Origin of the sequence: Streptomyces albidochromogenes (assembly GCF_005981925.1) — a bacterium.
Lineage (GTDB): Bacteria > Actinomycetota > Actinomycetes > Streptomycetales > Streptomycetaceae > Streptomyces > Streptomyces albidochromogenes.
Map to the genome: position 1 here is coordinate 1 of NZ_VBVX01000205.1, position 12,273 is coordinate 12,273.

The 12,273-nt window shown below is 74.4% G+C and carries 9 protein-coding genes; 4 read left to right on the plus strand and 5 right to left on the minus strand.

Features of this window, described 5'->3' with window-relative positions:
* The first annotated feature begins 177 nt into the window (after nucleotides 1-177).
* Complete coding sequence (cobT, locus tag E2E34_RS23450) at nucleotides 178-1,335, plus strand: nicotinate-nucleotide--dimethylbenzimidazole phosphoribosyltransferase (RefSeq protein WP_138903898.1); 1,158 nt, start codon at nucleotides 178-180, stop codon at nucleotides 1,333-1,335.
* Between the two features lie 76 nt (nucleotides 1,336-1,411).
* Complete coding sequence (locus E2E34_RS23455; RefSeq protein ID WP_138903899.1) at nucleotides 1,412-3,199, plus strand: phosphatidylglycerol lysyltransferase domain-containing protein; 1,788 nt, start codon at nucleotides 1,412-1,414, stop codon at nucleotides 3,197-3,199.
* Nucleotides 3,200-3,203: 4 nt separating this feature from the next.
* Here the strand turns inward: E2E34_RS23455 and E2E34_RS23460 are convergent, their stop codons facing one another.
* Complete coding sequence (locus E2E34_RS23460; RefSeq protein WP_138903900.1) at nucleotides 3,204-3,974, minus strand: hypothetical protein; 771 nt, start codon at nucleotides 3,972-3,974, stop codon at nucleotides 3,204-3,206.
* Nucleotides 3,975-4,052: 78 nt separating this feature from the next.
* On the opposite strand from E2E34_RS23460, the gene E2E34_RS23465 reads away from it, so the two are divergent.
* Together E2E34_RS23465 and E2E34_RS23470 are read left to right on the plus strand one after the other, a co-directional pair.
* Nucleotides 4,053-4,853, plus strand: a complete 801-nt coding sequence (locus E2E34_RS23465) for an adenosylcobinamide-GDP ribazoletransferase (RefSeq protein WP_244316012.1) — start codon at nucleotides 4,053-4,055, stop codon at nucleotides 4,851-4,853.
* 90 nt (nucleotides 4,854-4,943) lie between these two features.
* On the plus strand, nucleotides 4,944-7,583 hold the full coding sequence (locus E2E34_RS23470; RefSeq protein ID WP_138903901.1) for a type 1 periplasmic-binding domain-containing protein: 2,640 nt from the start codon (nucleotides 4,944-4,946) through the stop codon (nucleotides 7,581-7,583).
* A 50-nt stretch (nucleotides 7,584-7,633) separates the two neighbouring features.
* Here the strand turns inward: E2E34_RS23470 and E2E34_RS23475 are convergent, their stop codons facing one another.
* The 4 genes from E2E34_RS23475 to pelF are packed head-to-tail and all read right to left on the minus strand — an operon-like array spanning nucleotide 7,634 to nucleotide 12,153.
* A complete protein-coding gene (locus E2E34_RS23475) occupies nucleotides 7,634-8,440 on the minus strand; it encodes an endo alpha-1,4 polygalactosaminidase (protein ID WP_138903902.1) in 807 nt (268 codons plus the stop codon).
* A complete protein-coding gene (locus E2E34_RS23480) occupies nucleotides 8,437-9,072 on the minus strand; it encodes a spherulation-specific family 4 protein (RefSeq protein WP_138903903.1) in 636 nt (211 codons plus the stop codon). Before E2E34_RS23480 ends, E2E34_RS23475 begins: the two co-directional genes overlap by 4 nt.
* A gap of 10 nt (nucleotides 9,073-9,082) precedes the next feature.
* Nucleotides 9,083-10,606: a hypothetical protein gene (locus tag E2E34_RS23485; protein ID WP_138903904.1), complete on the minus strand. Its 1,524-nt coding sequence runs from the start codon at nucleotides 10,604-10,606 to the stop codon at nucleotides 9,083-9,085.
* Nucleotides 10,606-12,153: a GT4 family glycosyltransferase PelF gene (gene pelF, locus E2E34_RS23490; RefSeq protein WP_138903905.1), complete on the minus strand. Its 1,548-nt coding sequence runs from the start codon at nucleotides 12,151-12,153 to the stop codon at nucleotides 10,606-10,608. The genes E2E34_RS23485 and pelF overlap by 1 nt, the downstream gene beginning before the upstream one ends.
* Between the last annotated feature and the right edge of the window lie 120 nt (nucleotides 12,154-12,273).

A 12,273-nucleotide genomic window follows, 5' to 3' on the forward strand; every position in this document is an offset into this window, starting at 1 on the left:
GCGCTGGCCGGTGCGGGCAGCGCGGTGCCGTCCGGGGGGTGCGGGGCGGCGCGGTGCCGTCCGGCCGGTGCGGGGCGGTGCGGTGACGTTCGATGAAGGGCCGGTGCCGCAGGAGCCGCGCCGGACCGGTGGCACCCCTGACGGGGCGTCAGTAATCGTGCCGGTACTGTTCGGCGAATGAGCTCGCTTAACCTCGACGACTTCTCCGACCTGATCGAACGCCCCGACGGCGGCGTCCGGCGCGATGCCGAGGAACGCCGGGAACGCCTGATCGTGCCGCCCGGCGCGCTCGGCCGGCTCGACGAGCTGGGCGAGTGGCTGTCGGCCGCGCAGGCGTCCGTACGGGTCAAGCCCATCGAGCGGCCCCGCGTGGTCCTGTTCGCCGCCGACCACGGCGTAGCCGAGCTCGGCGTCTCCGCGCGGCCCGCCGGCGGCGCGCACCGCCTCGTGCGCGCCGTGCTGGACGGCGAGAGCCCCGTCGCCGTACTGGCCCGCCGCGCCGGGGCGACCGTGCGCGTCGTCGACGCGGGGCTCGACTGCGACCCGGAGCTGCTGCCCGAAGACGTCGTGCGCCACCGCGTGCGGCGCGGCTCCGGGCGTATCGACGTCGAGGACGCGCTCACCCTCGACGAGGCCGAGCGGGCCGTCCGCCTCGGCATGGCGATCGCCGACGAGGAGGCCGACTCCGGCACCGACCTCGTCGTACTGGGCGACCTGAGCGTCGGCGGCACCACCGCCGCCGCGACCCTGATCGCGGCCCTGTGCGGCACCGACGCCTCCGTGGTGACCGGCCGCGGCGGCGCCCCCATCGACGACCTGGCGTGGATGCGCAAGTGCGCCGCCATCCGCGACGCGCTGCGCCGGGCACGGCCCGTGCTCGGCGACCAGCTGGAACTGCTGGCGACCGTCGGCGGGGCCGACCTCGCGGCGGCGACCGGCTTCCTGCTCCAGTGCGCGGTGCGGCGTACGCCGGTGATCCTCGACGGCGTGGTCTCCGCCGCCTGCGCGCTGGTGGGCCAGCGTGCCGCGTTCCGGGCGCCCGACTGGTGGCTCGCGGGCCAGGTGAGCGGGGAGCCGGGCCAGGCCAAGGCGCTGGACCGGATGGCGCTCAACCCCGTGCTCGACCAGGGCGTCACTGTGGGGGAAGGAACCGGCGCACTGCTGGCGCTCCCCCTCGTACAGGCCGCCGCCGCCCTCGCGGCGGAGCTGCCCGAGCGGGAGCCCGGGGCGGACACGGCGGCCGGCCCGGACGGAACCGGCGGGGACGACGACGCGCCCCCCGGTGGCACGTCCCCCGGCGAGGCGGTCGCCGGGACCGCGCACACGACGGACTAGACCGCGGGTGCGGCCGGCGACCACCGGCCGCACCCACGCGCTCCCGACGGCGTGATGCCCCATATCATCGCGTTTCATGGGAGAAGTCCGCTTGGCCACCGAAGGAACGCCCCGAACGAGCCCGACGAACAGGCGCGGCACTCCCCGCTCGCGCCGCGCGGCGGCGTTCGCCGTCTGGTACCTGCGCGTCGTCACGTTCATCAACTTCCTGAGCGCCGTGTGGGTTTCGCTCGGCCAGGACCTGCGGCGCCACAACACCGACGACTACTTCACCCCCTACCTGCTGACGGCGGGCTTCGCCTCCGGCGCCTTCACCCTCTTCCTGGCCATCACCATGCGCCGCCGCAAGCGCGCCGCCTGGATCCTCAACGCCGTACTCGGCGGGCTGTTCCTGCTGCTCTTCGCCCTTGCGATGATCTTCCCCGAAGTCCGGCAGTACTGGCAGAACTGGGCCTCCCTGGTCCTCACCGCCGCGTTCGTGGCGGCCCTGCTGCTCGGCCGCCGCGAGTTCTACGCCAAGGGCGACCGCTCCAACCCGGTGCTCGCGGCCGTCGTGGCCCTCGGCGGGCTGCTGGCCACCTCGCTGATCGCCGCGCTCCTGGTCACGGTCAGCAACACCGCGCCCGACGACGACCGGTCCTCGTTCCTGGACCGGTGGCGGTACGGCGTGATGCGGCTGGTGTCGCTGGCGCCCGACGACGCCCGCCTCCAGGGCATCACCACGCCGGGCTGGGTCAACGTCACCATCAACGTGATGAGCACCCTGCTGCTCCTCGCCGTCCTGTACGCCGCGTTCCGCTCCCGCCGGACCGTCGAGCCGATCACCGAGGAGGACGAGGCCGGGCTGCGCGCCCTCCTCGACCGGTTCGGCGAGCGCGACTCCCTCGGCTACTTCGCGCTGCGCCGGGAGAAGAGCGCCGTCTGGTCCCCCACCGGCAAGGCCGCCGTCACGTACCGGGTCGTCGGCGGCGTGTCGCTGGCGTCCGGCGACCCGATCGGCGACCCCGAGGCGTGGCCCGGCGCGATCGAGCCGTGGCTGGCCGAGGCGCGCGAACACGGCTGGATCCCCGCCGTGATGGGCGCGAGCGAGGAGGGCGGCACCGTCTACGCGCGGCACGGCCTGGACGCCCTGGAGCTGGGCGACGAGGCGATCGTCGAGATCGCCGAGTTCACGCTGGAGGGGCGCGCGATGCGCACGGTGCGCCAGGCGTACAACCGTGTGAAGCGGGCGGGATACACGGTCCGCGTCCGGCGCCACGCGGACATCCCCGACGACGAGATGGCCGAGCTGCTGCGCAGGGCCGACGACTGGCGCGACGGGGAGACCGAGCGCGGCTTCTCGATGGCGCTCGGCAGGCTCGGGGACCCGGCGGACGGGCAGTGCGTGATGCTCGAATGCGCGGACGGGCAGGGGGAGCTGAGGGCCGTACTGAGCTTCGTGCCGTGGGGGCCGCACGGCCTGTCCCTCGACCTGATGCGGCGGGACCGGGACTCCGAGAACGGCCTGATGGAGTTCATGGTCATCGAGCTGCTCCAGCGCGCCGGGCAGATCGGGATCACGCAGGTCTCGCTGAACTTCGCGATGTTCAGGTCGGTCTTCGAACGCGGCTCGAAGCTCGGCGCGGGGCCGGTCCTGCGGATGTGGCGTTCGCTGCTCAGCTTCTTCTCGCGCTGGTGGCAGATCGAGTCGCTGTACCGGGCCAACGCCAAGTACCGGCCGATCTGGGAGCCCCGGTTCATGCTCTTCGAGAAGAGCTCCGACCTGTTGCGCATCGGCCTCGCCTCGGCCCGCGCCGAGGGTTTCCTCGAAGCGCCCGGGCTGCCCGGGTGGATGCACCGCAAGCACTTGGAGACCCGGCGGTGACCGCTCACTTCCGCTCGGGCGACGGCTCGGGCGACGGCGTCCGGTCGGGGGTGCCTCCGATCATGTCCTGGAACTTGCGGCTGAGCCCCGACCAGCGGCGGTCGTGGTGCCACCGCCGCAGCGCCGCGCGGGCGCGGGCCTTGGGGCGCCGGCGGTAGGCGTGCCTGGCCCACAGGGAGCCCGGCTTGGCCAGCCGGATCGCGCCGACGAGCGCGACCAGCGGCACGACCGTGCCGAAGAGCGCGGTCAGCAGTTTCCCCTTGGTGAGGGAGATGATCGCCAGGAGGAAGTTGAAGCAGACGTTCAGCACGACGACGCCCCGGCTCTGCTCCTCGTCCGGCGTGAGCTGGTCGACGCCGAACGGCACGGATCCGATGAGGACGAGCCCCACCAGCGCGGCGGTGACGACCACGACCTCCACGCTCTGCCGGCCCTGTTCGCTCCAGTAGACGTCGTCGAGGTGCAGGACCAGGGCGAACTCGTCGAGGACCAGCCCGGCGCCGATGCCGAAGATCACCGCGCAGAGCGCCGAGCTGATGCCGTGGGCTCCGGTGGCCACCGCGCCGAATCCGCCGATCGTCATCAGGATCACGCCGGGAACCACGTGGTGGATGTGCAGACCGCCCGGTGAGACGTTCCTGAAGGGCCCGCGGCCCGCCCGGATCAGCCGGGTGATGGTGCGGGTGATCAGGAACGACAGGATGAAGGAGAGCAGGGCCAGCAGCAGGGGGAGCTTCCCCGGCTCCAGGATGTTGCGATACCACCAGTGACCCATGCCACTCGCTTCCCCTCTGGAGGCTTTTGTGCGTTATGCGCAACTTACCGGCCGTCCCGGGCGACTAGCGTGCGCGCCGTGACCTCTCTCCTCGCCGCGGCCTCCCTCCTGCGGGACGGCATACGTTTCGCGTTCGGCACGCTCACCGTCCTTCCCGTACGCCTGACCCGCTGGGACCGTGAGGCGGCGCGCGCGGGGATGCTGTGCGCTCCCGTGGCCGGGGTCGCGGTGGGTCTGTGCGCGGCGGCCGCCGGCGGCGCACTCCTGGGGCTGGGGGCGGGGCCGCTGCTCGCCGCCGTGGCGAGCGCCGCCGTACCCGCCGTCCTGACCCGCGGTCTGCACCTCGACGGCCTCGCCGACACCGCCGACGGGCTGGGCAGCGGGAAACCGGCCGAGGAGGCGCTGCGCGTCATGAAGCAGTCGGACATCGGCCCGTTCGGTGTCATCACACTGCTGTTCACGCTCCTCGCCCAGGTCGCCGCGCTGTACGAGCTGTACGCCGCCGGGTGGGCGCACGGCGCGGCCGGCGCCGCCGTCTCGGCCGTCGCCGCCCGACTCGCCCTGACGCTCGCCTCCTGTACGGGCGTCCCCGCGGCCCGCCCGGAGGGGCTCGGCGCGGCCGTCGCGGGGACGGTCCCGACGTGGGCGGCGTTCGCCGTCGCCTGCCTGGTGGCCGCCGTCTGCGCGAGCGGCGCGGGCGCGTGGTCCGGGCCGTACGCCGCGCCGCGGTACGCCGCCGCCGTACTGGTCGCGCTCGGCGCCGCCCATCTGCTGCTGCGGCACTGCGTGCGCCGCTTCGGAGGCGTCACCGGTGACGTGTTCGGCGGCGTGGCGGAGACCGCAGCGACGACCGCCCTGGTGGTCCTGGTGCTGAAGTGACGGGTGAACTCCGAGCGCGCACAAGGCGGTTGACGGTTCGTCACCGTGCGGTGCACGCTCATCCCCCACGGCTGTCGGGGGAGACAGAAGATGCCCGAGTTTCCTGGCTGGGACCACAGCGGCGAGTTCACCGAGGCCTACCGCAAGGCGGTGCGCGGCCGGTCACGGCTGTCGAAACGCGGCCCCAAGCACCCGCCCGTCGTGCTGCGCACCGGACCGGAGGAGGCCCAGCAGGCCCTGGAGGCCCTGGAGCTCGGCCTCCAGCGCTCGTCGAGGGCGCGGGGCGTCGTGCCGTGCACGCCGTACGCGCACGTCGACTGGCGCGGCGGCTCCAGGACCGAGCTGATCGCGAGGATCGCCGGGCAACTGCGTGAGAACGCCCCCGACGAGGCGGGCCGGCTGCGGCTGCCCGCCTACGACCTGCTCTGCGACGTCGCCGACCACGAGGCCGGGACCGACGCCCAGCTGGCCGACCGGGTGTTCGCCAGGCACCGGGGCCGTACGACCGCCGTACTTCCCACCCGGGACACCACGGGCCCCACCCTCAACGCGGGTTTCATGACGGTCCCGCTCCGTTCGCTCTGGTCGCTCGCGGAACGCCTGCACCTGAAGCTCTGGGAGCTGGGCTGGGAATGGCGGCTGGCCCGGCGCAGGCGCTTTCGCCTGCTGTGGCCGGAGAACTACCGGGGGAAGCGCACGTACGCCGCCGCGCTCGACGAGTTCCGCCGGACCTGGGAGGCGGCCGTGGACAGCGGTGGCGACACCCGGGCCGCCGACCGGTGGGACGGGCTGCTGCTGACGGCCCTGATGACCGATCTGTACGCCCACGCGCGCCAGGGCCTGTTGCATCCCGGCCGCAGACGCCGCCGGCCCCGCCACGCGCTGCTGCTCAACGGCACCCGCCCGGGGCCCGGCGGGGATGACGGGGGCAGCGCTGCCGTCACCGGGTTCGTCCGGCTGTACGCCGAGCTCCAGCGGCCGGGCCCCAACGCCGCCACGGTGGTCGTCGCCGCGCTGCCCGACACGCACGACGCGGCGCCGGGCGCCGGCACGCTGGAGGAGGCGGCACGCCGGCTCGACCCGCCGAAGGGGGCGATCCCCACGCCGTACGAGGTGCGGCTCCCCCGGCCCGAGCCGGGCAGCCGCAGCGTCGCGGTGCTTCCGGTGTGGACGCCGTGGGTGCGGCTGCGGCCGGGCCGGGAACTGGCCCTCGAAGCGGGGGCGCTGGCCGTCGCCCTGTGGCTCGCCGGGCAGCTCGCCTGGATCCCGTACCTCGACAGCCCCTTCACCGACACCTACACGCGCTGCCTCACCGGATCGGACTACGTGGGGCGGCCCGCGTCCCCCCGGCCCGGGCTGCCCGCCCAGTACGCCGACGCACTCGACATGATCGCCGAGCAGAATCGGGTCGCCGAGACCCAGGGCAGGCCCGAGCGGACGGTGACCATCGCCCATGTGCGCGCCTCGATGGCGGCGAACGAGGCGGAGCGCCGGTCCGGCGGAGCCGTCCCCGAGCTGCGCGGGCTGGCCCTGGCCCAACGGTCGCTGCACCGGCTGGCGCCCGCCAACGACAACGGGATCTGGGTTCGGATCAAGACGTACGACGCCGGCGTGCAGTTCGCGAACGCCCGCGAGGTGGCGGCGGAGGTCGTCCGCGAGGCGAAGAAGGACCAGCACCTCATCGGCGTCACGGGATTCACCGAGAGCCGGAAGGAGACCGTCGAGGCGCTGCGCGTGCTGAATTCGGCCCGCATTCCCATCGTGAGTTCCACCGCCACGGCGAAAGCCATGGAGGTCGGGCGTTACTACCATGGCGCCGCGCCGAACAACAAGCGGGAGGCGCGGGTCGTGGCGGAGTTCGTGCGAAGGGCGAACACGGTGCGTACGGGGAGCGATTCCTGCGCCCCCGCCGAAGGCGTCGCCGTGGTGACCGACCCGACCGATGTGTACAGCGACGAACTGGGTAAGGAGTTCGCCAGGAACTTCCGCTCCACCGGGAGCCGGATCGGCTACATCCCCGGCGGGAACAGCGGAGTCGTCGTACCGAACGAGTCCGATCTCGACATGAAGTTCAGCATGTCGGAGGTGGCCGAGGCGGTGTGCGGCCGGGTCGCCGGGAAAAGGAACACACTCGTCTACTGGACTTCCCGGGTAAGGGAATTCGACAATTTCCTGGAGACTTACCAGAGCCTGAGCAAGTGCGCGAACAGGGACCTCACCGTCGTCGGCGGAAACGAACTCACGAATGCCGCCCTTTCCGGCGGATTCGTGGGGAAGTCGTGGCTGCGCCTCTATCACACGGCCCATATGCTGCCGGCCGGACATCCGGACCGCAGCGCGACGGCGAAGGCCTTCCACGACGCCTACACCGAGGAGTTCACCGGGTCCGACCTCTGGCTGAACGACGGGCACGCCGCGCTCGCCCACGACGCGGTGCAGGTGCTCGCCCAGGCCACGAGTCAGGCGAACGCCGCGGGTGTGGAACTGACGCGTCCCAACGTCCAGCAGATCGTCAACAGCGGCTCGTTCGACCTGGAGGGCGCCAGCGGCCGCCTGCGGTTCGCCGCGGGCTCGCTGCAACGGCCGCTCGACAAACTGCTGACCGTCCTGCACCACGGCAAGGACGGCTCGGCGCCGGTGCTGATGTGCGGGGACCCGGGGAAGAACATCGACGCGGGAAAGGAGTGGCGGCAGGGCGGTACGACGTACGACTGCCCGCAGGACGAGTAGGGCCGGACCGACGACGGAAGGCCGACCGGACGACACACCGCGCCGCGGGGTCAGTCGCAGGGCTCGCGCCACACCCCCAGCTCGTACTTCTTCAGCATCGAACTCAGCCGCAGCTCTCGCGACGCGGGGCAGAAGCGGCTGGTCGGCAGCTCGTACTCGACGTGGAAGACCGCCTTGCCGGCCCGGACGAACGGCGTGAGCTGCGCGCACTCGTCGTACTGGGCGCACTGCTCGTTGACCGCGAAGTCGAAGTCGTCCACCAGCTCGGGGATCTGGTCGAGGTCGTTCTTGAGCCCGACGGCCAGGCCCCGGTCGTGCGCGAGGCGGGCGATCAGGCGGTTGTAGCGGAGCTGGTCGCCGGCCGTCAGGGGGAAGCCGGTGCGGTTGCGGTAGCCGTCCATGTTGTCGGGCTCGACCGCGTCGAACCCCTTGTCGCGGCAGATGTCCAGGCGGGCCGCCATCAAGGGCTCCAGGACGTCGGTACGGCGGATGTCGAGCCAGCGCTCGCCCTTCCAGCCGTTGCCGCGCCCCAGTACGGACGCGGGGAACGCGTCGGCGTCCGCCCGGAAGTCCTCCCACGCGCCGGTCGAGAGGTAGCAGATGACCTTGCGGCCGCGCCGGTGCAGGTCCGCGACGGCCGAGGCGGGGTGGTCGAGGCCGTCGATGTCGTACACCGGTACGTCGACGTCCGGGTCCAGGGTGCCGCTGAGCTGCCACTGCCACGCGATGCCGGGCTCCGGCTGCCAGCGGGCCCCCTTCGGCCCGCGGTCGTCGTCCCGCGCGGGGGAGCCGCCGCCGGCGCACCCCGCGAGCAGCAGCAGGGCGAGCAGCGGGATCAGGACGCCTCGGCGTCTCACCGGGCCGCCTCCAGGGTGTGCGGAAGCGTCCCCCAGGGATGGGGGGCTTCGCCGGGTACGGCGCAGCCGACGGCGGCGGTGAACGCGGCGGCGGGCGGCGCGGCGTACACGAGGTGGCAGTGGCGCTCCAGCGCGGGCGCGGCCGGGGCGGGCCGCCTCCCGGCCGTCGTGCGGTACGTGTCCCAGGTGCCCTCGAACGTGACGAGCAGGTCGGCGAGTTCGAGGTAGCCGGGGTCCGGCGGCACGCCGTGGTTGAGCACGACGGTGGCCGCCCCGGCGGCCCGCGCGGCGACGGCCAGCCGCCGGTAGTGCGCCAGCGCCCGCGGTCCCGCCGCGGCCTGGTCGAGGAACGCGCCGTCCGCGCCGTACCAGTCGCGGTGGCGCAGCAGGTCCTGGACCACGGCGGCGTACGGGCGGTGCGCGTAGTCGGTGTCGGTGTAGCCGAGGACGCGCACGCCCGCCGCGCGCAGCCGCGCGGACACGGCCGCGAAGGCGGGATCGGGCGCGCCGCCGGGGCCGTTGGCGGGGTTGAGCACCACGCCGTACAGGCGCGGGGCCGCGCGGACGACGGCCTCCCAGGCGTCCGGGCGCTGCGCCGGATGCTCGTAGAAGGGCACGAGCAGCTTCTTCATCCGGACATTCTCAGGGACGGTGGGCCGTGGCGCGACCGAGGAGTACGCAGACCAGGGCGGTCAGGACCACCGCCGCGACCACGGGGACGGCGAACGCGGCGACGGCGGGGACGGGCGGGTCGGCGAACAGGGCGGCGGTCCGCAGGAGTGCGGCCGCGGCGCAGACGGTCGCGGCGGTGGTCACCGCGCCGAACGCCTGGAGCAGCAGCCCCGTCCACAGTGTGACGCCGATGAGCAGCAGGCCGGTGGCGCGGGCCGGGTCGGGTACGGGTGCGCCGATCCACAGCAGGGTCGTCACGGCGAGCAGGGCGAACAGCACGGCGACGTACGCGCCGAGGCACCGGCCCAGGACGAGGGTCGCCGCGCGCCGGAAGGCCCGGGGGGTGGTACTGCGCCGCAGCCCCGCGTCGCATCCGCGCCGGAACCGGTACAGGAGCCATTCGGCGGGGCCCATGCTGAGCGTCAGCGCGACGGCGCCGGGGGCGGCGACGACGCCGGAGGCGGCCTCCCCCGCGAGGGTGTTGCGCAGCACGGCGTGCAGGACGAGGGTTCCGGTGGCCAGGCCGAAGACGGCGTACGGCACCGACCGCAGCAGGGACGGACCGCGCGGGGCGGCGGCGGTCTTCCCCGCCCGGTCCCTTCCCGCACCGGTACGCCGGCCCGGCGCCCCGGGCCCCGGAGCGGCGCCGGCCCGCAGCACCTCGCGGCCGGCCAGCACCAGGACCGCCACGCCCGACACCGCGAGCAGCACCGCCCGCGCCGGGGACGGCACGTCGTACAGCAGGCTCAGCAGGGCGCCCGCGGTCATCGGGGCCAGCGCGGACAGCAGCGCGCGCTCGCGGCCCAGCACGAGCAGCGCCGTCGCCGCGCCCTGGTACAGCGCCTGCGCCGCGGCGAACGCCGTCGCCCCGCCGTCGCCCGGCCCCGCGACGGCGAGCGCGCCCGCCGTGCCCAGCAGCGCGCCCGCCGGGGCGCCGGTCAGCAGCGCGCGGGACGCGCGGCGGCGGTCGCCCGCGCCGAGCCAGGCGTAGGCGCGGTGCGCCAGCGCCTGGTTCCACGCCCAGCCGACGAGCGTGCCCACGAGCAGGACGTCCGTCCCGGCGGGCAGGCCGGTCCCGTCCCCCGGCGGGCTCGCCAGGAACGGCGCCCCCAGGACGTACGCGAGCCCCGGCAGCGCGAACACCAGCCCGCGCAGCAGGCATCCGGTCAGGCCCACGTCCCACGGGCCCGCCGCCGTGCGCGGCGGCTCCGGTTCGGGGTAGGCGCGGGGCACGCGGGCGAACAGGTCCTCGGCGAGGGCGAAGGAGTTCTCACGGCCGTAGGTGAGCCGGATGTGATCGTCCGTCATCCCGTCGGACTCCAGGAGCGCGGCGATCTCGTCGGGGTGCACGGCGGCCGCCGCCGACTCCCCCAGCCGGCCGGCGAGTTCGTCGAGCGGGTCGGCCGCCCAGCGCGGCCGCGGCCCCGGCCCGTGGGGCGGTGTGCCGCGCCGTGCGCCCGCGCCGCTCGCGTCCGTGCGCGCGGGGCCGCTCATCACGCCGCCCCGTGCTGCGACAGGTCGCCCCACCAGGGGGCCCTCGTCTCGGTCGTCCAGCCGGCGGAGGGCCCGGCGGTGGCGGGAGGCACGGAGAGCAGGCCGGGCGCGTCCGGTGCGCCGTCCAGTTCGTGGTAGATCCGCCGGAAGCCCTCGACCGAGCGGCGCAGCGTGAACAGGTCGACGACCCGCTGCCGCGCGAGCCGCCCGAGCGCCGTCCGCCGGGCGTCGTCGGCCATCAGGGCGAGCACCGCCCGCGCCATGGTGCCCGGTTCGCGCGGCGGCACGACGATCCCCGTGTCGCCGACGGCTTCCCGTACGCCGCCGACATCCGTGGAGACCGTCGTGCGGCCGCACGACATCGCTTCGAGGATGCTGAAGGGGAAGCCCTCGCTGATGCTGGAGAGCATCACGATGTGCCCCGCCCCGTAGGCGCGCGCCACGTCGGACACGCGCCCCTCGAAGGCGATGCCGTCGGTGACCCCGAGCTCCGCCGCCAGCTTCTCCAGCTTCGTGCGGTACGCCTCACCGCCCTCCGGCACCCCGCCGAAGAGCCGCAGCCGCAGCGTCGGGAGCCCGGCGCGGGCCAGCGCGTAGGCCCGTACCAGCGTCTCCAGGTCCTTGATGGGGTCGATGCGGCCGGCCCAGGTGAGCGTGGGGACGTCCGGCTCGGGACCGGCGTACGGGAAGAGCTGCGGGTCGACCCCGTTGTAGACGGTGCGGATGCGCGCGGCGGGCGCGCCGCCGCGCTCCTCCCACCGGCGGTTGTACTGGTTGCAGGGGGTGATCAGGTCGGCCTCGCGGTAGCCGAGCGAGTTCAGCTCGCGGTAGAAGCCGAGGAGCAGCGCCCTGACCGGCCAGCGCTGGCCGGCCGGGCGCCGTCCGAGGTAGCGCTCGCGCAGGTAGATGCCGTGCTCGGTGAGGAGGAAGGGCGCGCCGTCGAAGTGCTTGGCGGCGAGCGCGGGGAGGGTGGCGAGCCCGCTGCTGACGGCGTGCGCGACGTGGCCTGCGGGGATGCGGGTGGCGAGCGGGCGGAGCAGGTGCTCCAGCAGGTCGCCGGCGGTGAGGGCGTCGTCGAGCGTGGGCGCGGCGCGTGCCGTCGGCAGGTGCCGCATCGTCCATACCCTGGTGAGGGTCCGCAGGGCCGCCTCCGAGCGCAGGGCGGGGGTCAGCCGGCCCTGGCGGGCGAGCGCGGCGAGGACGTACAGCTCGTGGCCGAAGTCGCAGCCGGCCTCCGGGTCGAGCACGGCGAGCAGGAAGCGCTCGTACGCGGCGAGGAAGCGGCGGCTCTCGCGGCCGAGGAGGGAACGCGGGGTGCGCCGCCGGGCCCTCGCCTCCCCGCCCCACAGCGGGACGGTCGTGTGCCGGTGGACGTTGTCCGGCAGCTCCCACGTCACGGGCTCACGACCGTTGCCGGTGAGCGAGACGATGTGGAAGCCGACGTCCGGCATCCCGCGCACGAGCTGGTCGCACCAGGTGCTGACGCCTCCCTGGACGTGCGGATAGGTGCCTTCGGTGAGCATGCTGACGTGGAGCCCGCGGCTCATGGTCGTGTCCCCCCAGGACGGGTGCGGCGCCGCGCGCCGCTGGTCGGGCGGCGCGGGCGGGCCGGGCAGGCGGATCGGGCGGCACGGCCCGGCCATCCGGGCGGTCGGGCCGGGTGGCGG